The organism is Antarcticimicrobium luteum, assembly GCF_004358185.1.
GTDB lineage: Bacteria > Pseudomonadota > Alphaproteobacteria > Rhodobacterales > Rhodobacteraceae > Antarcticimicrobium > Antarcticimicrobium luteum.
The window spans coordinates 26,031-49,399 of record NZ_SMUV01000062.1 but is presented as its reverse complement, the minus strand read 5'-3'; the positions used below and the strand labels follow the sequence as shown (position 1 = coordinate 49,399).

The following is a 23,369-nucleotide window of genomic DNA, read 5'->3' as shown; positions in this document are numbered from 1 at the left end:
GACACCGGCGCGGAACAAGGCCGAAGGCCGCCGCTCACTCCGCCCCTTCGGGAAAGGTGAAATCGGGAAGCTGGCCGAAAGCCTCGCGCAGCGCGATGCCCCAGCCGCTGGAAATCCGCTCGAAATAGGGATCGTCGGGCTGGATGCGGAATTGCTGGCCGGGCTCCAGACTGTCGGCCTCATAGACATGCACGTCCAGCGGCAGACTGACCGAGAGGTTGGCCTTGATGGTGGAATCGAAGGACAGCAGCAGCAGCTTGATCGCATCCTCGTAGCTCATCTCGGGGTCATAGGCCCGCACCAGGATCGGCCGGCCGTATTTGGTTTCGCCGATCTGGAAATAGGGGGTGTCAAAGCTGGCCTCGATGAAATTTCCCTCGGGATAGATCATGAACAGGCGCGGCGCGCCGCCGGCGACCTGCCCGCCCAGGATCATAGTCGCGTTAAAGGCGGCGTCGGCCCGCTGCCCGGTTTCGGCATGGGTCGCGATCACCTCTTTCAGGGTGTTGCCGACCAGCGTGGCGACCTGGAACATCGACTTGGCCTCGAGGATGCCCGGATTGCGCTGCGCCGGTTCCTTGCTGCGCTCATCCAGCAGGCTGACGACCGATTGGGTCGTCGCCAGATTGCCGGCGGTCATCAGGGTGATGTTGCGTTCGCCCTTCTGTTCCCAGACGAACATCTTGCGAAAGGTCGAAATGTTGTCGATGCCGGAATTGGTGCGGGTGTCCGACATGAACACCAGCCCCCGGTTCAGCATCAGACCGACGCAATAGGTCATGTCAGGGCACCTTTTTTGCCGCCCTAGAAAGCAGCCTATTGCTGAACTTGCAAGGTGACATGAAGCGCCTCGCCGCCGGCGCCCTGCCGCAGCCCGTGGATCGGGGCGGCATCGCGATAGTCGCGCCCGGTGGCCACCCTGACATACCGCGCATCGGGGCAGATACCGTTCGAGACGTCGAAGCCGATCCAGCCCAGCCCCTCGGTCCAGACCTCGGCCCAGGCATGGCTTGCGTCCTGCTCCACCACGCCGTCCATCATCAGATAGCCGCTGACATAGCGCGCCGGATACCCCAGCAGGCGGGCGGCGGCGATCATGATGTGGCTGTGGTCCTGACAGACGCCGTGACCGGCACTCAGGGAGTCCTCGGCGCCTGTGGCGCTGTGGGTGCGCCCGGTTTCATAGGCCACCGCGCCGGCGATCTCGGCGGACAGCGCGTGCAGCATGTCCACCCCGCCCGGCGCGTCGCCGCCGCTGCGCACCCGGCTGGCGAGCTGGCGCAACTGCGGCCCCGGCGCGGTCAGCGGCGTCGCCTCGCGAAACAGCCACAGCGGCGCCGGACCTTTGTGCTTGCCGATCACGCCGCCGCGGTCCTCGACCTCGACGTCGCCCTCGCTGACGATCCTGACCCGGGTCACGCCGGTATCGACCATCACCAGTTCGGTATGGTTGGAAAACAGATCATCGAATTCAAGCTGCTTGGTCCCCCCCTCGATCGACGAGGACCAGGCGATCACCCCCTGGCCGTGGTCCGATTTCGGGATCAGCCGCAGTTGCTGCAACGCGTAATGCACCGGCGCGTCAAAGCTGTAGGTGGTGACGTGGGTGATCTTCAGCCGCATGGGGTTACCTGTAAAATCGGAAATCCGTTTCGATGTGATTGGCCAGACGCGAGGTGTCGGCGATGAAGTCGCGCAGAAATTCGTGCAGCCCGTCCTCGAAGATCGACGGCACCGAGGCGCCCCGCAGGCGCATGCAGATGCGATCCGACTGGATCTGACTGTCCTGCCGCTGGCCGTATTCCTGTTCCAGCAGCTCCAGATACTGCCCGATCTTGGAATAGCAGAATGCCAGCGACCGCGGCATCCGCCGATCCAGAATCAGGAACTCGGCGATGCCATAGGGCGAGACATCGCCGCCGTTCAGCCAGTGATAGGACCGTTCCGCCGAAACCGAGCGCAGGATCACCTCCCACTGGGCGTTGTCGATGGTGGTGCCGACAAAGGCGGCCGAGGGCAGCAGGACGTAATACTTCACGTCGAGGATGCGGGCGGTGTTGTCGGCCCGCTCGATAAAGGTGCCCAGGCGCGAAAACGCATAGATGTCATTGCGCAGCATGGTGCCGTGCAGGGCCCCGCGCACCACCGAGGTGCCATGCCGGATGGTGCTTAGCGTGTCATAGAGGTTGCGTTCGGTCACCGGGCGGGCCAGCGTCGACTTGAGCGTCATCCAGCAGTCGTTGACAGCCTCCCACACCTCGCCCGACAGGGCGGTGCGGACCTGGCGCGCATTGGTGCGCGCGGCCTCGATCGCACTCATCACGCAGGAGGGGTTGCTCCTGTCCCGCAGCAGAAAGTTGATGACGGTGGCGGCATCGTATTCGGAATATTTCTCGCGGTAGGCGGCGTTGATCCCGGCGGTGGTCAGGATCGACTGCCACTCGTTGGCGCCGCCGTTGGAGCGGGTCAGGGCGATATGCCAGCCGGCCTCGAGCAGGCGGGCGATATTCTCGGCCCGTTCGATATAGCGGAACATCCAGAACAGTCCGCCGGCGTTCTTTCCCAGCATCATGCCTCAGTCCCCCAATACCCAGGTGTCCTTGGTGCCGCCCCCCTGCGAGGAGTTGACCACCAGAGATCCCTGTTTCAGCGCCACCCGGGTCAGCCCGCCCGGCGTCATGTCGATCCGGTTCGGCGAGACCAGCACGAAGGGCCGCAGATCCACATGCCGTGGCGCCAGCCCCGCCTTGGTCAGGATCGGAACCGTCGACAGCGCCAGCGTCGGCTGCGCGATGTAATTGGCCGGCCGCGCCCGCAGTTTGCGTTCAAAAGCGGCGATCTCTTTCTTGCTGGCCACCGGCCCCACCAGCATGCCGTAGCCGCCCGAGCCATGCACCTCCTTGACCACCAGTTCGGACAGATGCTCCAGCACATAGGCCAGCGCGTCCGGCTCCGAACAGCGCCAGGTCGGCACATTGGGCAGGATCGCCGGCTCGCCGGTATAGAACTCGATGATGTCGGGCATGTAGGAATAGAGCGCCTTGTCATCGGCGATGCCTGTGCCCGGCGCATTGGCCAGCGTGATGTTGCCGGCGCGATAGACATCCATGATCCCGGGCACGCCCAGCAGGCTCTCGGGGTTGAAGTTCAGCGGATCGAGATACTCGTCATCCACCCGGCGATACAGCACGTCGATCGGCTGAAAGCCTTGGGTCGTGCGCATGGCCACGCGGCCCTTTTCGATGCGCAGATCGGTGCTCTCAACCAATTCGGCGCCCATCCGGTCGGCCAGAAACGCATGTTCGAAATAGGCCGAGTTGTGGATGCCCGGCGTCAGCACCGCCACCACCGGCCTGTCGTTCGGCGAATTCAGCGGCGCGCAATCGGACAGCGAGCGGCGCAACAGCTGCGGATAGGTGCTGACCGGGCGCACGTTGAGCCGGGTGAAAAGCTCGGGGAACATCTGCAGCATCGTCTCGCGGTTCTCCAGCATGTAGGAGACCCCCGAGGGCGTGCGCGCGTTGTCCTCCAGCACAAAGAACTCGTCCTCGCCGGTGCGCACCAGATCGACGCCGACGATATGGGTATAGACACCGCCGGGCGGGTTCACCCCCATCATCTGCGGCAGAAACGCCTCGTTGCCGGCAATGATATGCTCCGGGATGCGTCCGGCGCGCAGGATTTCCTGGCGGTGGTAAATATCGTGCAGGAAGGCATTGATCGCCCGCACCCGCTGTTCGATGCCGCGCTCCAGCTTGGCCCATTCGCGGGCCGAGATGATGCGCGGGACGATGTCAAAGGGGATCAGCCGTTCGTCCGCCTCGTCCTGCCCGTAGACATTGAAGGTGATGCCGATGCGGCGAAAGAACGCCTCGGCTTCCAGGGATTTGCGGCGCAGCCCCCTGAGCTCTTCTCCGTTGAACCACTGACAATAGCCCTCATAGGGCGGTCGGGCCGTTTCGGGCCCCGAGAACATCTCGTCGAAAAATCGGTCACTCTTGTCCATGAGACGATCAGCGGCACTCCGAAACAGGTTGGCAAGGAGCCCGCGAAGCGGCGGCGCGGCGATCCGGCGACGCGGCCGGAAAGCGCTCATTTCACGGGCAACCCGCCTGCGATTTAAGCTAACGACGGAAACCGTGCCGGGGCAAGGTTTAGATTCCCCGGCGCGCGGCCAACCGCCGGGCGCAGCACCGCCTCCGCCGTCCTGCCCCCCGCCGTCCCGGCATCCCCGCGGATCCAGCAGCTTGGCCAGCACGCCATCCTTGGTGATCTCGCCCAGCACCTCGCCGCCCTCGGTCACGCCCACCGGACGGCCGGTCTCGATCACCTGGACCATCACGTCCTGGATCTGGGCATCGGCCGGAACCGTAAGCTGATGCGTGCCGCTCAGCGGCTGCATCACGTCGCGCGCGCAGAGCACGCCAAGCGGGTTCATATGGGCCACGAAATCGGCCACATAGTCATTCGCCGGGTCGGAAAAGATCTGTTGCGGGGTGCCGCATTGCACGATCCGCCCGCCCTCCATGATGGCGATGCGGTTGCCGATCTTGAACGCCTCGTCCAGATCGTGGCTGACAAAGATGATGGTTCGCTTCAGATCCTTTTGCAGATCCAGAAGCTCGTCCTGCAACCGGGTGCGGATCAGCGGGTCGAGCGCCGAGAACGGCTCGTCCATCAGCAGGATCGGCGCCTCTGTGGCAAAGGCGCGGGCTAGGCCGACGCGCTGCTGCATCCCGCCGGAAAGTTCCCCGACCTTGCGGTCGCCCCAGTCCGAGAGGCCCACCAGCGCCAGTTGACGGTCGACCCGTTCGGCGCGCTCGTCCTTCGGCACGCCGGACAATTCCAGCCCCAGCCCGACGTTCTCGCGCACGCTGCGCCAGGGCAGCAGGCCGAACTGCTGGAACACCATGGCGATCTGGTTCTGCCGCATCCGGCGCAGGGTGGCGGCATCGGCGGCGGTCACATCGACCATGTCCTGTCCGTCGTTGACCAGCACCCGGCCGCGCGCCACCGGGTTCAACGCATTGACCGCGCGCAACAGCGTGGACTTGCCCGAACCCGAAAGCCCCATCAGCACCAGGATCTCGCCCATGATCTCGTTTTCCATCGCCAGCGAGAATTCGAGATTGCTCAGCAGTTTGCCCACGTTCGGGCAGGCCGCGACATAGCCGGCCGAGGTGTTGGTATAGACTGTCGCGCCGCCATAGTTCGGACCGAACCAGTCATCGCCCCCCGACAGGTAGGTCATCTCGAAATTGGCGTTCATCGGGTGCGGCTCCCAGCCCAGGAAGATGATCGGATCGCCCTTGCGGTCGGAGCGGGCAACCTGCGCCAGCATCCCCTGCTCGGAGCTTTCCTTGACCTCGAACCCTTTCAGGCCAAAGGCGTCATCCGCGATCATGTCCATGATCAGGCGGTTGCCGTCGTTGCCCGGCTCGATGCCATAGATGGTGCTGTCCAGCGCCTCGGCCTGGGTGGCGATCGCCCCGAACGAGGTGATGCCCAGATCCGCGCCCGCCTTGTTGGTGGCCAGGGTGTATTTCGCCCCCTCGAGGTTGGCGCGCACGGTGTCCACGGTGCCGGCCTCGCGGTAGGGGGCGATATCACCCTCCATCGTCGGCATCCAGTTGCCGAGGAACACGTCGATGTCCCCTTTGGCCAGCGAGGTATAGGTCACCGGCACCGACAGAACCTTAACGTCGGTGTCATAGCCCAACGCCTCCAGCACCGTGGTGGTGGCGGCGGTGGTGGCCGTGATGTCGGTCCATCCCACATCCGAGAAGGTGACCGAATCGCAATCCGCGGCGGCGGCCGCGCTGGTCATGGCCGCCAGGGCCAGCGCCGAAATCGACAGCCTGAACATCTGAGAAACTCCGCGTTTCAGGTTGGATTGCCTCCAGGAACCACATTTTATGGATTCTCGTGACACCCCTGATTGACCAGTCAATCAATATACGGTCTAGAGGGGGGGCTTTGCCCCAGGCCCGGTCCACGCGACTCTCCCCGCGCGGACCGCTGACAGACCCAGAGGTGTGCCATGACCGCGCGTTTCCAACCCAACGCCCGCCCTGTCCCCGCCGGTATTCCCAACCGCGCCGCCTGTGTGCGGGCCTGAGGAGGACGACCGATGGAAGCGGATTTCGTCATCGTCGGCGCCGGTTCCGCCGGCTGCGCCATGGCCTGCCGGCTGTCCGAGGCCGGCGCCTCGGTCCTGGTGATCGAACACGGCGGCAGCGACGCCGGCCCCTTCATCCGCATGCCCGGCGCGCTGTCCTACCCGATGAACATGAAGATCTACGACTGGGGCTATCGCTCCGAGCCCGAGCCGCATCTGGGCGGACGGCGCCTGGCCACCCCGCGCGGCAAGGTGATCGGCGGGTCTTCCTCGATCAACGGCATGGTCTATGTGCGCGGCCACGCCTGCGACTATGACACCTGGGCCGATATGGGCGCCGACGGCTGGTCCTATGCCGATGTGCTGCCCTACTTCAAACGGATGGAGAACTGGCACGACAGCGGCCACGGCGGCGACCCGGCCTGGCGCGGCACGGACGGCCCGCTCCATGTCAGCCGCGGCAAGCGCGACAACCCGCTGACCCGCGCCTTTGTCGAGGCCGGGCAGCAGGCGGGTTACCCGGTCACCGACGATTACAACGGCGAGCGCCAGGAGGGGTTCGGCCCGATGGAGGCGACCATCTGGCAGGGCCGCCGCTGGTCGGCCGCCGAGGCCTATCTCAAACCGGCGCTGCGCCGCCCCAACTGCGACCTGATCCGCGCCTTTGCCCAGCGCGTGGTGATCAGCGCGGGCCGCGCCACCGGCGTCGAGGTTCTGCGCGGCGGCCGGACCGAGGTGATCCGCGCCCGGCGCGAGGTGATCCTCGCCGCCTCCTCGATCAACTCGCCGAAACTGCTGATGCTGTCGGGCATCGGCCCCGCCGCGCATCTGGCCCAGCACGGCATCCCGGTGATCGCCGACCGCCCCGGCGTGGGCCAGAACCTGCAGGACCATATGGAACTCTATATCCAGATGGCCGCGACCCAGCCCGTCAGCCTCTTCAAATACTGGAACCTCTTCGGCAAGGCCCGGGTCGGCGCGCAATGGTTGCTGACGAAAACCGGTCCCGGCGCCTCGAACCAGTTCGAAAGCGCCGCCTTCATCCGTTCCAGCGCCGGCATCAGATACCCCGACATCCAGTACCACTTCCTGCCCATCGCCGTGCGCTATGACGGAAAGGCGGCGGCCGAGGGGCACGGGTTTCAGGCCCATGTCGGACCGATGCGCTCGAAAAGCCGGGGCGCGGTCACGCTGGCCTCGGCCGATCCGAAGGCGCCACCACGGATCGTCTTCAACTACATGAGCCACGAAGACGACTGGCGCGATTTCCGCGCCTGTATCCGCCTTACGCGCGAGATCTTCGCGCAGGACGCCTTCAAACCCTTCGCCGGACACGAGATCCAGCCCGGCGCCGCGGTGCAAAGCGACGACGCGCTGAACCAGTTCATCCGCGAGCACGCCGAAAGCGCCTATCACCCCTGCGGCACCGCGCGGATGGGACGCGCCGACGATCCGATGGCGGTGGTCGACCCAGAGGCCCGGGTGATCGGGGTCGAGGGGCTGCGCCTGGCCGACAGTTCGGTGTTTCCGCAGATCACCAACGGCAATCTCAACGGCCCCTCGATCATGGTGGGCGAAAAGGCCGCCGATCATATCCTCGGCCGCGCGCCGCTGGCCCCCGCCAACGACCGGCCATGGATTCACCCCAACTGGGAGACCGTCCAGCGCTGAGGCGCCGCGCCGCTCAGCGGTTGCGGCGCGGCAGCGGCTCGTTCGCGGTCCAGTCCCAACTGCCCTCATCGCGCTCGCTCACCGCCTGCTTCCAGCCGACAGCCTCGGCGCGGGTCTTGAAGTTGATCCCCTCGGGCGAATGCCGGGTGATGCCGTCAAAGATCGTCGCCAGCCGCTGGGTCTGCATCATCCCGGTCTGCTCGATCGCCTGGTTGATCACCATCTTCTGCATCGCCAGCTGGTTGATCGGCACAGAGGCCATCCGCGCCGCCATCTCCTCTACCCGGTCGTCCAGCATGTCATCCGGCACCGCCTCCAGTACCAGCCCCATATCGGCCGCCTCGCGGCCGGTGATCTTGTCGCCGGTGAACAGCATCCGCTTGGCCCGCTCCGCCCCCAGCCGGTAAACCCACATTGCCGTGGTCGGGCAGCCCCAGACGCGGGCGGGCATGTAACCGATCTGCGCGCCCTCCCCCATGATCGTCATATCGGCGCACAGCGCGATGTCCGAGCCGCCCGCAACGGCAAACCCATGCACCTTGCACAGAACCGGCTTCATCGCCCGCCACAGCGACATGAAATGCTGGGTGTTGCGCCACATGAAGCTGTAGTCCTTGATCGGATCCCAGGGCATCTCCTGCGTGGCCTGGCCGCTGCCGTTGCCCTCGGCATAGAAGGTCAGGTCATAGCCCGCGCAAAACGCCTCCCCCCGCCCCGACAGCACGATCACATGCACGCCCGGATCGGCATCGGCCCGCGCCACCGCCGCCTCCAGCTCCACCGGCCGCTCGTCATTGATCGCGTTCATCACCTCGGGCCGGTTCAGCGTGACCCGGGCGATCCGCCCGTCCTTTTCGTAATCGACAACAGCCATGGTCGTCCTCCCTGTCTCCTCCCAAAGAGGGAACCACGCGCTCCGGCAAAAGAAAACGGGACGCGCGGTATGACCGCACGTCCCTTCTTTTTCGCGCCGAAAGTATCCCGGCGGTGCCTCGGTCTTAGAACGGCAGTCCGACGTAATTCTCCGCCAGCGAGGTTTGCGCCGCCTCGGACGAGAACAGATACTCCAGATCGGTCTGCTGCAGCCGCTTGTCGTAGTCGATGCTGTCCGGGAAGGTATGCAGCAGCGTGGTCATCCACCACGAGAACCGCTGCGCCTTCCACACCCGCGCCAGCGCCTTGGCAGAGTAATTCTCCAGCCCGGCATCGTCGCCGTTCTGATAATGATCCACCAGCGCGTGATAGAGGTAATAGATGTCCGAGGCCGCCGAATTCAGCCCGCGCGCGCCGGTGGGCGGCACGATATGGGCGGCATCGCCCGCCAGGAACAGATTGCCGTAGCGCATCGGCTCGGCGACGAAACTGCGCAGCGGCGCGATGCTCTTCTCGATGCTGGGACCGGTGATCAGACCCTCGGCGACATCCTGCGGCAGACGCATCTTCAGCTCGTCCCAGAACGCCTCGTCCGACCAGTCCTCGACCGAGTCGGTCAGCGGCACCTGGATGTAATAGCGGCTCAGCACCTGGCTGCGCAGCGAACACAAGGCAAAGCCGCGCTCATGCTTGGCATAGATCAGCTCGGGGCTGACCGGCTTGGTGCGCGACAGCACCCCCAGCCAGCCGAAAGGATAGACCTTTTCGTATTCCTTCAGCACATCCTTGGGGATCGACTTGCGGCTGACGCCGTGGAACCCGTCGGCGCCGATGATGTAATCGCAGTCGATGCGGTGCTGCTCATCGCCCAGCCGGTAGGTGAGGTAAGGCGCGTCGGATTTCAGATCGTGCGGCGTGACGTCCTGCGCCTCGTGGATGACGGCGCCGCCCATCTTGTCGCGCGCCTCGTAGAGGTCGCGGGTCAGTTCGGTCTGGCCGTAGACCACCACCGAATTGCCGCCCGTGTACTTGTGCAGATCTACCCGGTCCCGGGCGCCGTCATGGGCGATGTAGAACCCTTCGTGGATCTCGCCCTCGCGGTCCATCCGCTCGCCGCATTGCGCCTCGCGCATCAGCTCGGCAAAGCCATGCTCCAGCACGCCGGCCCGAATCCGGCCCAGAACGTAGTCGCGGCTGTGCCGTTCCAGCAGGATATTGTCGATTCCCTTCAGGTGCAGCAATTGCGACAGCAACAGGCCGGACGGCCCGCCGCCGATGATTCCGACCTTGGTTTTCACGGGGGTATTCATGGACGCTCCTCCTTTGATTGCCGGAATATGCTCTCTTGCGGCCTAGTCGGGAATGGATCAACCGCGCAACTTATTGTACATTTCGAACATGACCGAGACCACCACCAGCGCCGCGATCCGCAATTATAACCTGTTCGGCGAAACCGCCGAAGTGCCCGATGTGGTGCATTGCGAGACGATTCAGGACCGCTCCGAGCTGCACAATTGGGAGCTGCGCCCGCACCGCCACGCGCGGTTGCACCAGGTTCTGATGCTTCGCTCGGGCGGCGGCAGCGCCCGGATCGAGGGGCAGACCGTCCCGCTCATCCCACCGGTGCTGATCAACATGCCCCGCGGCTTCGTCCATGGTTTCCGCTTTCACCAGGGCACCGAGGGTTGGGTCATCACGCTGAGCGCCGATCTGATGGACGAGGCGCTGCGCGACCGCGAGGGGCTGCGGGCGGTGCTCGCCAATCCCTGCGCCGTGCCGCTGCCCCCCGAGCTGGAGACATTGGCCCACCGCATCCTGACCGAATATCACAACCGCGATTTCGCCCGGGCACAGATCCTGCGCTCACAGGCCGGCTCGCTTCTGGGTCTGGCGGCCCGCGCGATCCACACCGATCAGGCGCCGCCCGATCCCCATGCCGACACCCCGCTCCTGCGCCGGTTCGAGGCGCTGGTCGAGCAGAACTTCCGCCAGCGCCTGGCGGTCGCCGACTACGCCGCGCGGCTGGCGGTCTCGCCCACCCATCTCAACCGCGTGGTGCGACAGGCGACCGGGCGGCCCGCCTCGGCGCTGATCGCCGAACGGGTGCTGCGCGAGGCGCGGCGCATGCTGATCTATACCAACCTGACCGCCGCCGAGATCGGATACGAGCTGGGCTTTGCCGACCCCGCCCATTTCTCGCGCGTGTTCACCCGGGGCACCGGCAGCCCGCCGCGCGCCTTCCGTCAGCGGATGGAACAGGGCGGCTGAGGCCGCACCTGGCCTTGCTGTGGGATTTGGGCCTTTGTGCAGAAAAGAAGAGGCGGACCGCTCCGCTTCTTCTCGTTGTAAATGGTCCCGCCGGAGGCGCGCGCCAAAGGGGCGTTTCGGCCCGGGATCACCCCCGCGCCATGCCCCGTACAGTTTCGACCATCAATTGTACGTTTTCCGGGTTCGCATCCGGGGTGATCCCGTGGCCCAGATTGAAGATATGCGGCCCCTTGGAGAACGCCCTGACGATGCGCCGGGTCTCGTCGATCAGGGCCTGACCGCCGGTCACCATATGCTCGGGTGCCAGATTGCCCTGCACGCAGCCGTCGATCTGAACATTCTCCGCCGCCCAATCGGCATCCACCGACTGGTCCAGCGCCACGCAATCGACGCCGGTCGCTCTGGCAAAGCCTGCGTATTTCTCGCCCGCGCCACGCGGGAAACCGATCACCGGAATACCGGGGTGGCGCGCCTTGAGCGCCTGGGTGATCTGCCGGCAGGGCGCCAACGCGTATTTGTCGAAATCCGCATCGCTCAGCGAACTGGCCCAGCTGTCGAACAGTTTCACCACCTCGGCCCCGGCCTCGATCTGCGCCGAGAGATAGTCGATGGTGGCCGCTGTGATCCGCTCCAGCAGCGCCTCGAACAGCGCCACATTGCCCTCGCGCAGGGCATGGGCCGGGCCCTGATCGGGGGTGCCGCGCCCGGCGATCATATAGGTGGCCACGGTCCAGGGCGCGCCGGCGAATCCGATCAGCGTGGTCTCCTCCGGCAATTCGCGGGCAAGGATGCGCACGGTCTCATAGACCGGGGCCAAGTGGTCGTGGATCGCATCGGCCGGCTTCAGGGCATCGAAATCCGCCTGTTCGGTAATGGTCGACAGCCGCGGCCCCTCGCCCGTCTCGAACCACAGATCGGCGCCCAGCGCCTGCGGCACCAGCAGGATGTCGGCGAACAGGATCGCGGCGTCGAAGTCATAGCGGCGGATCGGCTGCAGCGTGACCTCGGCGGCCAGATCGGGCGTGTAGCAGAGCGACAGGAAATCCCCCGCCTTGGCCCGCGTGGCGCGGTATTCCGGCAGGTAGCGGCCGGCTTGCCGCATCATCCAGATCGGCGGGGTTTCCATCACCTCGCCCGCCAGCGCGCGCTGCAGCTTTTTCTGTCCGGCCATGTCATTCCCTTCAGGCAAGATGCGGAAATAGGCGGCGCGCCCCGAGGGTTCGGGACGCGCGCAAGAGTTCAGGACGCTCAGACGCCCACGTCGACGATGGCCCGGGCCAGGATCGGAACCGTGGTGCTGTTCAGCCCGGCGATATTCATCCGGCTGTCGCCCACCATATAGATGCCGTGATCCGCGCGCAGCTTCTCGACCAGCTCCGGCGTGGTGCCAAGGCGCGAGAACATGCCGCGATGCTGGGCGATAAAGCCGAACCGGTCCGAGCCGGTCAGTCGCTGCAGCTCGTCCGCCAGCTGCTGGCGCAGGCCCAGCATCGACAGCCGCACCTCTTCCAGCTCTGCCGCCCAGTCGGCACGCAATTCGGGATCGGTGAGAATGGTGGTCACCACCCGCGCGCCGTGATCGGGCGGAAAGGAATAGTTCTGCCGGTTCAGGAACGCCAGCGTGCCCTGGTTCAGCTTGGTCTTGCCCGCATCGGCCGCAACCGCCATCAGCAGCCCGGTACGCTCGCGGTAAACCCCGAAATTCTTCGAGCAGCTCGCCGCGATCAGGCATTCAGGAACCGAAGAGGCAACCAGCCGGGTCGCCGCCGCGTCCGCGTCCAGACCGTCGCCAAAGCCCTGATAGGCGATGTCGATCATCGGGATCAGCCCGCGCGCGTTCAGCAGATCGACCACCGCCTGCCATTCGACCAGGTTCAGGTTGGCGCCGGTCGGATTGTGGCAGCAGCCGTGCAGCAGCACCACATCGCCCGCCTGCGCGGTGTTCAGATCGGCGATCATGCCGTCGAAATCCACCCCGCGCGTCTCGCTGTCGAAATAGCGATACGATTTGGTCTCGATGCCGAGATAGTTGAGGATCGAGGTGTGGTTCGGCCAGGTCGGGTCGGACACCCAGACGCGCGCCTTGGGGTTGGCCATGCGGATCAGCTCGAACGCCTGGCGCACCGCGCCGGTGCCGCCCGGGGTGGCCACGGCCGCGACATTCGCGCGTGCGACCGCATCCGACAGGATCAGCTCTATCATTGCATCCGCATAGGCCGGATCGCCGGCCAGGCCGGTATAGCTCTTGGTGGTCTGCTGTTCCCAGATCCGTTTCTCGGCGGCCTTGACCGCGCGCATCACCGGGGTCACCCCCTCGGCGTTCTTGTAAACGCCGACGCCCAGGTCGACCTTGTGGTCGCGCGGGTCGTCCGCGAACATCTGCATCAGCGCCAGGATCTTGTCGGCGGGCTGCTCTTTAAGGGTCTCGAACATCAGTCGTCTCCAGTTGCGACGGGCAGGGTCGGGAAGGCCCCCCATTCGGTCCAGGACCCGTCATAGAGGGAATGGTCGGTCTTGCCCATGCGCTCCAGCGCCAGGCTGAGGATGGCGGCGGTCACGCCCGAGCCACAGGAGGTGATCGCGGGCTTGCCCAGATCGACACCGGCCGCCTCGAAGACCGCGCGGCACTCCGCAGGCGATTTCATCGTACCGTTGCCGTTCAGCAGGTCGGTGAAGGGGACGTTTTTCGAACCCGGGATATGGCCGCCGCGCAGCCCCTCGCGCGGCTCTGGCTCTTCGCCGCGAAACCGACCGCGCGAGCGCGCGTCGATGATCTCGTAATCGCCCAGCTTGGCGGCGGCCGAAACCTGGGTGACATCGCGCAGCAGATGGTTCTGCACCCGCACCGTCATATGCCGGTCGCGCACCACGGGCGGCAGATCCTCGGTCTCGCGGCCCTCGGCCTGCCATTTCGGCAGACCGCCGTCGAGCACGGCGATATTGGTCTGCCCCATCAGCCGGAAGGTCCACCAGACGCGGGCGGCCGAGCCGACGCCGCTGCCGTCATAGACCACCACCTGATGGCCGTCGCCGACCCCCATGGCGCGCAGGCGCGACATGAACTTCTCGACCGGGGGCGCCATATGCGGCAGCTCGGACCGGTGGTCGGAAATGTCGTCTATATCGAAGAACCGGGCGCCCGGGATATGCGCCGCCTCATACTCTGCGCGGGCATCGCGGCCGAGTTGCGGCAGATACCATGAGCCGTCCAGAATACGCAGGTCGGGATCCTTCAGATGCGCCGCCAGCCAGTCGGTGGAAACCAATGTCTTCGGGTCGTCCTGCATACCTGCCACCCCTCTGTCAAAACCAGTGCCCTGCCTACTATTGGCCGGGGACAGGTGCAAGGCAAGGCGGGTTCACGCCGCTGCGGACAGGCGGCAAAAAATGCCGCGGGCGGGGGCCGGCCTCACGCCGGCCGCCCGCCCCGATGCGCTGGATCAGGCCATCAACAGGCTGTCGAAGGCGTCCAGGTGATAGCTGGAGCCGGTCAGCAGGTTGTCATAGACCGTGGCCAGTTTGGTGCCTTCGACACCCTCGATGGCGGCGGCGATGTCGACCATATCCCTTTCCTCGATCGCCTTGCCGACCTCCAGCGCGCCGGTAACCGACTCGCTGCCCTGGGCCAGCAGGGTGTCGTACATCTCCTGCAGCTCGGGGTTAGAAAAGGTGCCGGCAGGCTCGAACACGAACTGATCCACATCGATGCCCAGGGGCTCGGCCTGTTCGATGAGCGCGTTGAAATGCTGATCCTCGGACTCGGCGATATTTTCGAACACCTTCAGTCCGTACATCTCGTGGAACGCTTCGTAGATGTCCCCGGCGAGCTTCTCTTCCTCGATCATGTAAAGCAGTTCGGCGATCGCCGCGTCGCTGTAGGTCGCGGTCGCCGTCGGGACCGGATCGCCGCCGGTCGGGATTACAGCGGTATCGCCATCGTCGTCCCCGGTCAGCTCGACCTCGACCCCGTCCTTCCGGTGCGTGTCGCGCTCTGCGCTGCCGGTGCCGGTGCCGGACAGCTCGGATTTATCGCCCTTCTCCGACGACCGGCCGCCGTGGTGGCCGCCGCGATGGTGATTGTGGTGGCCGTGGTGACCACTTTCACTGGACGAGTCGGTCTCCGAATCCGCGTCCCGGCCGGCTCCCCGCGACGACCGCCCCGTCAGCTCTTTCGCCGAGAGCACGTCGGTCTCCGGCCCGTCGTCGTCATGGCCGCGGCCCTCGCGCGGCCCGTCGGTCAGATCGCCGAACTTATGCTTGAACTGGAATTTTCCGCCTGCACTCTTGAATGCTGCTTTCTTCATGTCTCGCCTTCCTCTTCGGCGTGCCCGCTCTCCTGCAAACACATGCGAAAAGCAATATGTATTTTCAGAGGTGGCGCAAACCGATAGCCGGAGGGCTCAGCCGGATTCTGCCGTCACGCCGGCAAGAGATTGCCGATACGCGCCGCGCCAGGCGCTTCTGCCCTGTTTTTCATGCAGAAAATCCTTGTTTCCGCCACAATCGCGGGTCAGCGGCGACCCGCAGGCGCTCCGGCCCGGGGTATCCCGCAGGCCGCGGCGTCAGCGGTTGTCCTTGAGCAGACGCTGTTTCTGCCGCGACCAGTCGCGCTTGGCCTCGGTCTCGCGCTTGTCATGGGCCTTCTTGCCCTTGGCGATGCCGATCTTAAGCTTGGCGATGCCCTTGTGGTTGAAATACATCACGATCGGCACCAGAGTCATGCCCTTGCGCTGGGTCGCATTCCACATGTCCGCCAGCTGCTTGCGGCTGACCAGCAGCTTGCGCCGGCGCCGCTCCTCATGGCCAAACGTCTTGGCCTGTTTGTAGGGCGCGATATAGGAGTTGACCAGCCACAGCTCCCCGTCCTCGACCGCAGCATAGCTTTCGGCGATGTTGCCGCCGTTGGCGCGCAGCGACTTGACCTCGGAGCCTTGCAGAATGATCCCACATTCCACGTCGTCTTCGATCGCATAATCAAAACGCGCGCGCCGGTTCTCGGCGATCACCTTGTAGTTCGGGTCTGTCTTCAGCTTGGCCATGCGCACCGATCTACGCGCGCGCAGGCCGTTCCGCAAGATCGCGCGCGATCAGTTGCCCAGCTTGGCGTGGACCTCGTCCAGGTCGATCTCGCCCACCGGCATTTTGTTGGCGGGATCATCCGGGTCGTACTTGAACAGATCGAAATCGCGTTTGTAGATCTCATAGACCAGATGCATGGACAGATCGTCGAAATAGTCCTCGACCGGATGCGCCCGCTTCGGCCCGTGCCCCTCGCTCTCGTTAAAGCGCGGGATCGTCGCCAGATCGACGGCATGCGGCACCTCCACCGCGTCGAGCACCGATTGCATGCCGGTGTTGAACCTCTCGGTCCAGAAGATGTTGTCGTAGCGCCCGCCGTTGACGATGAAGGTCGAGACATGGCCCGACATCGCCGACCAGTGAATGTCCGGGTCCATCGGCCGGCGCCAGCGGATGGTATCGCGGGCAAACAGCAGGAACCGGCGAAAACTCCTGATCTGGTCGAACTCCTGCTTGCCGTCGTCGCCGCCCACCTCGATTCCATAGGTATAGGCCAGCTTGGGCACCAGGTTGCCGCGATAGCGTTTACCGTTGCGCTGGATGCCGCAGATCTTGTCAAAGAACGAGGACAGGATACGGCTGTAAGGGTTGCGCACGCAGGTAAAGGCATAAGACCCATGCGCCTGAACGATGCTGGTGATCCTTACCTGGCTGTCCTCGATGCCCCATTTGTGCAGCCCAGACTGGGCATCGTGAATGTCACCATCGAAGAACCGGCCGTGATCGGAATAGAACATGATCTGTCCGATGGTCGAACAGGCACATTTCGGAACCACCCGATACACCATGCTCTCACTCTCGGTCATCCAGGTGCCGGGAAAGCCCATTCGCCCTTTGCCTCCTTGCAATCCGGGCCACTCTAACGGTGCCGCCGGCGGGGATGGCATGAAAAAAGCAAATTATGCATGTTTATTCAATCGCTGTTCACCTTTATCTAGTTAGGGGAAGTGCCCTAACACGTATATGTCGTTCCCCGCATGGCGAAGATCGCGTACATCCTGCTCTGCCACAAGGACCCGGAGGCGATCGTCCTTCAGGCCGAGCGTCTGACCGCGGCGGGCGACTATATCTCCATCCACTTCGACGCCAGCGCGCCGCTGGCGGATTTCCGCGCCATCCGCGATGCGCTCCAGGACAATCCCAACGTGACCTTCGCGCGCCCGCGCCAGCGCTGCGGCTGGGGCGAGTGGTCGCTGGTTCAGGCCACCTTGCAGGCGGTCAGGGCGGCGGTCGAGACGTTTCCCCGCGCCACCCATTTCTACATGCTGTCAGGCGATTGCATGCCGATCAAATCGGCGGAATACGCCCATCGGTTCCTCGATGAACATGATGCCGATTTCATCGAAAGCGTGGATTTCTTCGACAGCGACTGGATCAAGACCGGAATGAAGGACGACCGGCTGATCTATCGCCACTTCTTCAACGAGCGAAAGAACAAGCGCCTGTTCTATGCCTCGGTGGCGCTGCAGCGGCGGCTGCGGCTGAAACGCGCGATCCCGGCGGATCTGCACATCCAGATCGGCAGCCAGTGGTGGTGCCTGCGACGCCGCACGATCGAATGGATCCTGGATTTCATCCGGCAAAGGCGCGACGTGATGCGGTTTTTCCGCACCACCTGGATCCCGGACGAGACGTTCTTTCAGACCCTGGTGCGCCACCTGGTGCCCGAGACCGAAATCCAAAGCCGCTCGCTGACCTTCCTGATGTTCTCCGACTACGGTATGCCGGTCACCTTCTACAACGACCACTACGACCTTTTGCTCAGTCAGGACTATCTCTTCGCGCGCAAGATCAGCCCGGAGGCGAATGAGCTCAAGGCGCGGCTGGGCAGGCTCTATGCCGCCCATGACGTGGAGTTCCGCGTCTCCAACGAAGGTCAGAGCCTGTACAAGTTCCTGACCGGGCGCGGCCGGATCGGGCGACGGTTCGGCATGCGGTTCTGGGAAAGCGAAAGCACGCTCGGCCGCAAGCGGGAACTGATGATCGTGGTCAGCAAGAAATGGCACGTGGCCAGGCGGCTGCTGGGGCAGATCCGCCAGGCCACCAACCTGCCGGTGATCGAATACCTGTTCAACGAGGTCGACACCGCCCTGCCCGATCTGGGCGGCATCCAGAGCACGCTGGAAAAACGCACCCGCCACCGCCGGGCGCTGATACGGATGCTGTTCGACTACTATGAAACCGACCGGCTGATCGTCTGCATGGACCCCGGCAATCTGGACCTGATGCAGGATTTCGCCTCGGACCGGTCGGTGACGCGGTTCCTCGAAGTGGATTGTCAGTTTTCCGACGCATACCTGGCCGGGCACGCGCGCCGGATCGGACTGGCCGGCGAGCAGACCGCGCCGGCCACGCTGGAACGTTTGCTGCCGACGATCCGCAACGATCTGATCTATGAAACCGATCGCATGCGCGATGCCGGATTCGAACATCACGTCCGGCTCAGCGAGACCGCCACCGACGAGGACAACGCGGCGGCATTGTCAGACTTCCTGTCGATCCCGGGCGATCAGGCGCTGAGCCTGGCGCAAACCGAACGCCTGTTCGCCGATTAGGCCGCCACGCTCACTTGCCGCGCAGACGGTCGAGCCAGCGGCGCACCCGGCCGCGGCGCTCGGCGATCGCCTCGCCGGCGATATCCATGTTGTCCTCGATCCCCTCCAGCAGCGGATCGATCCGCGCCCGGCGAAACCGCCGCCAACGCACCCAGATCGCATAGACCAAGGCCGCCAGCAGGGTCAGCAGGATGATGTTGAACCAGGGTATGAGGCGCACGTTGGGCCCGGCGACCGGCCGGATCTTGACCGCGTTGGGAAAGATCGACAGAAACTCGTTGCGCCAGCCGTAATGGCGGATCGCCACCCATTTCGGCATCTCGGCGGTGGATTTCATATCCGCCGCCTCGGCCTGCAGGTTCGAGCTGTTGACCTTGAAATAGGGTGGCCAGGACCAGCCGGTATCCTCGTTGCGATAAACCATGACCTTGCCGCCCGCTCCGCGCGTCTGGATAAAGAACACGTCGCGGTTCGCGGTGGTCGGATCGCTGCCCACGTCGTGCGAGGCCCAGAACCAGCTGTTCTCGCCCGGGTCGATCCGTTTTTCATAGGTGTCGGTGACCCGCGCGATGTCGTTCTGCGGCAGCGTGTAGTGAAAGAACGCGGCAACCAGAAGCCAGAAGGTCAGGATGAAGGCCCATTTGACGTATACCATCGGTGCGTCCTTACATGAAATTGGTGACATAGATGAGGATCGCGATCAGCGTCAGCGGCACGATATAGACCCCCAGGATCAGCTTGCGGCGGAACGAGCGATCGTAGCGCTCCAGCCCGCGCCGGATGAAGGTTTCCCGATCCACGGTCAGAACGTCCTTGCTGTCCCAGCGCTCGGCCAGCTTGCGGCGGCGGACTCTGCGCGAATAGATCGAGAGGACGACATAGACCACCGTGAGCACGATCAGCAGCGGCAGCAGGAAACGAAACATCACCAGCATATCAGCTTCTCCTCACCGCGCCCCAGGGTCCGACCCGGCGGATTAGGTCATCGGGCGGGGGCGGCGGATCCTCGCCGGACATGTCCGGTTCATGCCCGAACAGCGCCGCCCGCGCGCCCGCCTTGTCCACCTGATACTCGCGCGCGAGGAAATCGGCAACATAGGCGCGCTTGGCCTCGGGCCAGGTGGCGTAACTGCGATAGAACAACTCCTTGTGACAGATGAAGAGTTGCCGGACATCCAGCGGCGTCAGTTCCGCCAGCAGCATGTTCACCAGATCGCGCAGCGGCGTGTCGGCGGCCCGGAGCGTGTAGAAAAACGCCGGATCCTCCGAGGTGATGCGCGGCCAGGCGCCGTCGGAGGCGGCCCAGCTCAGCAGGTGCGCCAGCCCGTGATAGGCGCCCGGCAGCACGTCGGCATTGGTCCGCGCCAGCCGGCGCAGATCGGCACGATCGAGGTTTTCCAGGTCGAGCCCGGCGCCGGCGGCGGCGTCGATGACAATGAAATCCATCTTTTGTCGCAGGATCGCGGCGGCATCGACGCCGCGCGCCCGCAGGATCGGCTCGACCAGCCAGTTTTCGTCGAGGAACCGCGCGATGCGGTTGCGCGCGGTGAGGGACAACAGCCGCTCCACCGGCAGCCCATCCAGCGCCCCGGCGGCATCGGCGGCAACCACCGTCGGCTTGTCGACCGACTGGAACAGGTAGAGCCCGCCGAAATGCGCGGTCCAGAAATCGCGCTGCTCGTACTCCTGGTTCTTCAACTGCACCGGATTGCGGGTCAGGTCGCCCGATTTCTGCGCCAGCCCGACCATCTCGGCGATCAGCACATCGTCGAACCAGGCGTCCGGCTCGGCCTTGAACCGCTCGACCAGCCGGGCAAGCCGTTCGGCGTGGCGCAGCGTGCCGGTGGTGGTGTCGGCCTCGATCACCACCCTGCGGATATCGAACAGACGGCGCGGGTCGGAGATGTCGATCACCGAATTGACCAACTCGCCCGCCACCGCATCGGTGGCCGTGAGCGCGAACAGCTGCGCCTCGTTATCGGCGATGAAATTGCGCAGAATGTCGCGGCTGGTGGAGAATTTGGCGCCCAGCAACGGGCAGCGTTTCTGTTCGGTCGACAGCAGGATGAACTGCCGGTTCACGCCGCCGTGGTTGAGGTAGAGGTGATCCTCCAACTCATCGCCCACCTCGGGGCTGTACCCTGACAGATCCACATGGAAATCGGCCAGCGCCGTGCGCTTGCCGGTCAGATGCTCCAGCGCGCGGTTATAGCGCTCGACCAGCGCCGGGCTGTCGACGTGGTAGAGGTTTCCGAACATGAGGCCACGGGTGATGAGGCGTTTCATTGTGGCTCATCAACCTTTACTAGTGCACTGTAGGTGTTAGCTTTCCCATCATTCAAAATGTCGACCGCGAGCGATTTGAGGGGTTCATATTCTTCATTGAAAATCGGAAAGTCAGGAGCCTCCAATAGGTAATCTGAGACCTTTACGAACCGTTCGTAGCTTTCGTTCTCTCGATCAAGCTGCAACAGCACCTTGTGATACCGTCCGGTTACAATTTGGTGAGATGGGACATCGGTTAACCTCCAAGATCGCAGGCTGTTAATGTAATCCGTAAGGTCTCGCCGAAGCTCCTTCAGTCGATCCACATCAAACTCCGCCAACTTGATCTGTTTGCTCAGCTTGCGTTGAGCTACCCTGTCGACCGCAGCCCTTTTGTCGGTGCGATTTGCGATCCAATGCGTCAAAACAAAGAAGACAATTGGGAGGACCACTAGCGTGATTAGTGTTTGATGCTTTGAGACCCAAAGACTTACATTTTCAAACATCACCCCTTCCCCTCCAGATACCGCCGCTTGGCCTCTTCCATCCGCTCCATGTCCCGCACGGTCTGTTCGATCGCCACCTCATCCGAGGTGTCGCTATAACGGAACTCGCTATCGGCATAACGGTTGATCTCTTGGATCACCATTTCCGGCGTGACCGGCACCCGCAGCTCCTCGATCATCGCCTTCTTGGTCTCGTAGTCGCGGAACAGGAACTGCTCCGGCTCCTCCATCCACTCATCCGGCAGCTCGAAATCCATCGACCGCAGCTTCACCGCGTCGGTGATGTTCTTGATCGCCCGCCCGGTAAACCGCGGATCGGCCTGCTGGATCGCCTTGAGATAGCTGCCCATTTTGGCCACGGTATCCAGCGCGCCGATCCGCGCCGACACATGGTCGAACACCTCGATCAGCCCCGCCTCCTTCGGCCGGTTATGGGCGGCAAAGCTGGCCGCCACCGCGCGCCGGATCTCCTGCGCGGCATAAAGGTCATGATCGCCCAGCGGGATGCCGTGCCCCTTGCCCAGCAGCAGCGCCAGGATGTCGATGTAGTCGTCGCGGCTCTGCGGCCCGTCCACCAGAAACCGCGCCCCGGCCCGCTGGCGCAGCGCATCGTCCACATTCTCCGGATAGTTCGAGAACATGCCAAAGGTGCAATTGCCGCGCACCACCGTATTGGCCCCGGCGAAACTCTCCATCAGCACCGCCGTGATCTCCAACTGCCCGGCGGAGGATTGGCGGTCGCCCCGCTTTCCCGCCAGTTGGTCGATGTCGTCGATGGTGCCGAAGCCGATCACCCCGGGATCAAGCACCGTGTTGATAAACGCCTTGGCGTTCTGCGCCGATTTGCCCTGATAACTGTCGATGCTCTCGGTGCTCAGGTTCTGATAGCGGAACGGATAGCCGGCGGTCTGACAATAGTCGTGGATCAGCCCCGCCATCATCTGGATCAGCGTGGTCTTCCCCGTCCCCGGCATGCCGTCGCCCATGAAGGTAAAGATGAACCCGCCGAGTTCGGCAAAGGGGTTCAGCTTGCGGTCGAAATCATAGGCCATCAGCATCTTGGCCAGCCGCAGGGCCTGGTATTTGGCGATATGGTTGCCGACCACCTCCTCGGGCTTCTTGAAGGCCATGGTCAGCGTGGTGGATTTCGCCCGCGTGGCGGCGGTAAAGCCGCGGATCGTCAGATCGTCCGCCTCGATCCGCCAGGCCGCCCCGGCAAAGGCGCCCAGATGCGGCGCGCTCTGCGCCCGCAGCGCGGCCTTTTCCATCAGCGCCTCGGCAAAGGTGCTGGCGGTGGCCACCAGCCGCGCATCGTCGCCCGCCTGCGCGGCCAGCGCACGGTCCAGTTCCCACAGCGCGCCGTGCAGCGCGATCTGGCCGTGATCGGTCAGCACTTCCTCGACCTCGCCCGGCTCGATCGCGGTCTCGCCCAGATGCGGCGCCAGCAGGAAACTCAGCGCATTGCCGAAGACGTGCAGCGAAATCAGCGCCTCGCCCGCCAGCAGCTCGGAAAACTCCCCCTTGCGCGCCGCCGGCAGATCGCCCGCGAGGTTGGCGCGTTTCAACTCCGCCAGCGGCGTCTGTTCGCCATAGGTCTCCGCCATGGCCAGCGCGATGGACAGCGCCCGCCGCAGCGCCCGCATCACCTGCGCCTGCGCCGGAGAGGTCAGCGGATCGCCCCCGTCGCACTCCGCGATCCGGTCCAGCAGGTGCACCCCGTCGGGCCGCGCCACCCGACGGGTGACCAGCCCCGGCGTGGTCGAGCGGAACCGCCGGTGCGCGCCGATCCCGGGCGAGCGTTCCGCCCCGGCCCCGCCGGCGCCCCCGGTGGGCGGCGCAGCCCGCTCCCGCGCAACCCGCGGGGCATGGTCGAACCCCTCCAGCATCGCCTCGGCGGCCGGGTAATGCGCGACGATATCGGCCTCGCGCAGCTCCATCAGATCGGATGTCAGGCTCATCTCATGCTCTTCCGTTTCTCACCCGGCCACGTCATTTTCCAGCCCTTTCAGGGCTCCGCCCGTTCCTCGCTGAAAC

General features: G+C 64.5%; 20 protein-coding genes and 1 pseudogene. 3 read left to right on the top strand and 18 right to left on the bottom strand.

The annotated features are described in order from the left end of the window. Positions 1-34 precede the first annotated feature (34 nt). The 5 genes and pseudogenes from E1832_RS09205 to E1832_RS22915 form a co-directional block, all read right to left on the bottom strand. Positions 35-781: a proteasome-type protease gene (locus E1832_RS09205; RefSeq protein WP_133359451.1), complete on the bottom strand. Its 747-nt coding sequence runs from the start codon at positions 779-781 to the stop codon at positions 35-37. Positions 782-816: 35 nt separating this feature from the next. Beyond that, positions 817-1,623: a transglutaminase family protein gene (locus E1832_RS09200; protein WP_133359450.1), complete on the bottom strand. Its 807-nt coding sequence runs from the start codon at positions 1,621-1,623 to the stop codon at positions 817-819. Positions 1,624-1,627: 4 nt separating this feature from the next. Beyond that, on the bottom strand, positions 1,628-2,569 hold the full coding sequence (locus E1832_RS09195) for an alpha-E domain-containing protein (protein WP_206021030.1): 942 nt from the start codon (positions 2,567-2,569) through the stop codon (positions 1,628-1,630). Positions 2,570-2,575: 6 nt separating this feature from the next. After that, positions 2,576-4,006 (bottom strand): circularly permuted type 2 ATP-grasp protein, encoded by a 1,431-nt coding sequence (locus E1832_RS22515; RefSeq protein WP_165978845.1) that lies wholly within the window; start codon positions 4,004-4,006, stop codon positions 2,576-2,578. A 717-nt stretch (positions 4,007-4,723) separates the two neighbouring features. Continuing rightward, a pseudogene (locus E1832_RS22915) lies at positions 4,724-5,866 on the bottom strand (glycine betaine ABC transporter substrate-binding protein); the annotation flags it as partial. A gap of 264 nt (positions 5,867-6,130) precedes the next feature. Between E1832_RS22915 and betA the strand changes: the two are divergent. Beyond that, positions 6,131-7,789 carry a choline dehydrogenase gene (gene betA, locus E1832_RS09185; RefSeq protein WP_133359447.1) on the top strand — a complete coding sequence of 553 codons (1,659 nt, stop codon included), beginning with the start codon at positions 6,131-6,133 and terminating at the stop codon, positions 7,787-7,789. 13 nt (positions 7,790-7,802) lie between these two features. Here betA and E1832_RS09180 read toward each other — a convergent pair whose 3' ends face one another. Beyond that, positions 7,803-8,663 (bottom strand): crotonase/enoyl-CoA hydratase family protein, encoded by an 861-nt coding sequence (locus tag E1832_RS09180; protein WP_133359446.1) that lies wholly within the window; start codon positions 8,661-8,663, stop codon positions 7,803-7,805. A 124-nt stretch (positions 8,664-8,787) separates the two neighbouring features. Further along, positions 8,788-9,972, bottom strand: a complete 1,185-nt coding sequence (gene pobA / locus E1832_RS09175; protein ID WP_206021028.1) for a 4-hydroxybenzoate 3-monooxygenase — start codon at positions 9,970-9,972, stop codon at positions 8,788-8,790. Positions 9,973-10,060: 88 nt separating this feature from the next. On the opposite strand from pobA, the gene E1832_RS09170 reads away from it, so the two are divergent. Beyond that, positions 10,061-10,930, top strand: a complete 870-nt coding sequence (locus E1832_RS09170; RefSeq protein WP_245513922.1) for a helix-turn-helix domain-containing protein — start codon at positions 10,061-10,063, stop codon at positions 10,928-10,930. Between the two features lie 127 nt (positions 10,931-11,057). Here E1832_RS09170 and hemE read toward each other — a convergent pair whose 3' ends face one another. The 6 genes from hemE to E1832_RS09140 form a co-directional block, all read right to left on the bottom strand. Further along, positions 11,058-12,101 (bottom strand): uroporphyrinogen decarboxylase, encoded by a 1,044-nt coding sequence (gene hemE / locus E1832_RS09165; RefSeq protein WP_133359444.1) that lies wholly within the window; start codon positions 12,099-12,101, stop codon positions 11,058-11,060. Positions 12,102-12,178: 77 nt separating this feature from the next. Then, positions 12,179-13,363 carry an amino acid aminotransferase gene (locus E1832_RS09160; RefSeq protein WP_133359443.1) on the bottom strand — a complete coding sequence of 395 codons (1,185 nt, stop codon included), beginning with the start codon at positions 13,361-13,363 and terminating at the stop codon, positions 12,179-12,181. Continuing rightward, positions 13,363-14,217 carry a 3-mercaptopyruvate sulfurtransferase gene (sseA, locus tag E1832_RS09155; protein ID WP_133359442.1) on the bottom strand — a complete coding sequence of 285 codons (855 nt, stop codon included), beginning with the start codon at positions 14,215-14,217 and terminating at the stop codon, positions 13,363-13,365. Before sseA ends, E1832_RS09160 begins: the two co-directional genes overlap by 1 nt. A gap of 153 nt (positions 14,218-14,370) precedes the next feature. After that, a complete protein-coding gene (locus E1832_RS09150) occupies positions 14,371-15,234 on the bottom strand; it encodes a DUF2202 domain-containing protein (protein ID WP_133359441.1) in 864 nt (287 codons plus the stop codon). 258 nt (positions 15,235-15,492) lie between these two features. After that, positions 15,493-15,969, bottom strand: coding sequence for an SsrA-binding protein SmpB (gene smpB, locus E1832_RS09145; protein WP_133359440.1), 477 nt, complete (start codon positions 15,967-15,969; stop codon positions 15,493-15,495). A gap of 48 nt (positions 15,970-16,017) precedes the next feature. Then, positions 16,018-16,836 (bottom strand): sulfotransferase family protein, encoded by an 819-nt coding sequence (locus E1832_RS09140; protein ID WP_133359439.1) that lies wholly within the window; start codon positions 16,834-16,836, stop codon positions 16,018-16,020. Positions 16,837-16,986: 150 nt separating this feature from the next. On the opposite strand from E1832_RS09140, the gene E1832_RS09135 reads away from it, so the two are divergent. Next, positions 16,987-18,564, top strand: coding sequence for a DUF5928 domain-containing protein (locus E1832_RS09135; protein WP_133359438.1), 1,578 nt, complete (start codon positions 16,987-16,989; stop codon positions 18,562-18,564). A 10-nt stretch (positions 18,565-18,574) separates the two neighbouring features. Here E1832_RS09135 and E1832_RS09130 read toward each other — a convergent pair whose 3' ends face one another. From E1832_RS09130 to E1832_RS09110, 5 genes are read right to left on the bottom strand one after another with little or no spacing between them, the layout of a single operon-like run. Continuing rightward, on the bottom strand, positions 18,575-19,219 hold the full coding sequence (locus E1832_RS09130; protein ID WP_133359437.1) for a DUF1523 family protein: 645 nt from the start codon (positions 19,217-19,219) through the stop codon (positions 18,575-18,577). A 10-nt stretch (positions 19,220-19,229) separates the two neighbouring features. Further along, a complete protein-coding gene (locus E1832_RS09125) occupies positions 19,230-19,499 on the bottom strand; it encodes a hypothetical protein (protein WP_133359436.1) in 270 nt (89 codons plus the stop codon). Between the two features lies 1 nt (position 19,500). Next, positions 19,501-20,850 (bottom strand): DUF6638 family protein, encoded by a 1,350-nt coding sequence (locus E1832_RS09120; RefSeq protein ID WP_133359435.1) that lies wholly within the window; start codon positions 20,848-20,850, stop codon positions 19,501-19,503. Beyond that, positions 20,847-21,335 (bottom strand): hypothetical protein, encoded by a 489-nt coding sequence (locus E1832_RS09115; RefSeq protein ID WP_133359434.1) that lies wholly within the window; start codon positions 21,333-21,335, stop codon positions 20,847-20,849. The genes E1832_RS09120 and E1832_RS09115 overlap by 4 nt, the downstream gene beginning before the upstream one ends. Beyond that, complete coding sequence (locus E1832_RS09110) at positions 21,335-23,293, bottom strand: AAA family ATPase (protein WP_133359433.1); 1,959 nt, start codon at positions 23,291-23,293, stop codon at positions 21,335-21,337. Before E1832_RS09110 ends, E1832_RS09115 begins: the two co-directional genes overlap by 1 nt. Between the last annotated feature and the right edge of the window lie 76 nt (positions 23,294-23,369).

What these genes read in the sequence shown, in the direction of transcription:
- E1832_RS09110 (WP_133359433.1), bottom strand. Translation starts at nt 23,293, where the DNA reads ATGAGCCTGACATCCGATCTGATGGAGCTGCGCGAGGCCGATATCGTC.
- smpB (WP_133359440.1), bottom strand. Translation starts at nt 15,969, where the DNA reads ATGGCCAAGCTGAAGACAGACCCGAACTACAAGGTGATCGCCGAGAAC.
- E1832_RS09120 (WP_133359435.1), bottom strand. Translation starts at nt 20,850, where the DNA reads ATGAAACGCCTCATCACCCGTGGCCTCATGTTCGGAAACCTCTACCAC.
- E1832_RS09150 (WP_133359441.1), bottom strand. Translation starts at nt 15,234, where the DNA reads ATGAAGAAAGCAGCATTCAAGAGTGCAGGCGGAAAATTCCAGTTCAAG.
- E1832_RS09140 (WP_133359439.1), bottom strand. Translation starts at nt 16,836, where the DNA reads ATGGGCTTTCCCGGCACCTGGATGACCGAGAGTGAGAGCATGGTGTAT.
- E1832_RS09205 (WP_133359451.1), bottom strand. Translation starts at nt 781, where the DNA reads ATGACCTATTGCGTCGGTCTGATGCTGAACCGGGGGCTGGTGTTCATG.
- E1832_RS09170 (WP_245513922.1), top strand. Translation starts at nt 10,061, where the DNA reads ATGACCGAGACCACCACCAGCGCCGCGATCCGCAATTATAACCTGTTC.
- E1832_RS09135 (WP_133359438.1), top strand. Translation starts at nt 16,987, where the DNA reads ATGGCGAAGATCGCGTACATCCTGCTCTGCCACAAGGACCCGGAGGCG.
- pobA (WP_206021028.1), bottom strand. Translation starts at nt 9,972, where the DNA reads ATGAATACCCCCGTGAAAACCAAGGTCGGAATCATCGGCGGCGGGCCG.
- E1832_RS09200 (WP_133359450.1), bottom strand. Translation starts at nt 1,623, where the DNA reads ATGCGGCTGAAGATCACCCACGTCACCACCTACAGCTTTGACGCGCCG.
- E1832_RS09195 (WP_206021030.1), bottom strand. Translation starts at nt 2,569, where the DNA reads ATGCTGGGAAAGAACGCCGGCGGACTGTTCTGGATGTTCCGCTATATC.
- sseA (WP_133359442.1), bottom strand. Translation starts at nt 14,217, where the DNA reads ATGCAGGACGACCCGAAGACATTGGTTTCCACCGACTGGCTGGCGGCG.
- E1832_RS09115 (WP_133359434.1), bottom strand. Translation starts at nt 21,335, where the DNA reads ATGTTTGAAAATGTAAGTCTTTGGGTCTCAAAGCATCAAACACTAATC.
- betA (WP_133359447.1), top strand. Translation starts at nt 6,131, where the DNA reads ATGGAAGCGGATTTCGTCATCGTCGGCGCCGGTTCCGCCGGCTGCGCC.
- hemE (WP_133359444.1), bottom strand. Translation starts at nt 12,101, where the DNA reads ATGGCCGGACAGAAAAAGCTGCAGCGCGCGCTGGCGGGCGAGGTGATG.
- E1832_RS09160 (WP_133359443.1), bottom strand. Translation starts at nt 13,363, where the DNA reads ATGTTCGAGACCCTTAAAGAGCAGCCCGCCGACAAGATCCTGGCGCTG.
- E1832_RS09130 (WP_133359437.1), bottom strand. Translation starts at nt 19,219, where the DNA reads ATGGTATACGTCAAATGGGCCTTCATCCTGACCTTCTGGCTTCTGGTT.
- E1832_RS09125 (WP_133359436.1), bottom strand. Translation starts at nt 19,499, where the DNA reads ATGCTGGTGATGTTTCGTTTCCTGCTGCCGCTGCTGATCGTGCTCACG.
- E1832_RS09180 (WP_133359446.1), bottom strand. Translation starts at nt 8,663, where the DNA reads ATGGCTGTTGTCGATTACGAAAAGGACGGGCGGATCGCCCGGGTCACG.
- E1832_RS22515 (WP_165978845.1), bottom strand. Translation starts at nt 4,006, where the DNA reads ATGGACAAGAGTGACCGATTTTTCGACGAGATGTTCTCGGGGCCCGAA.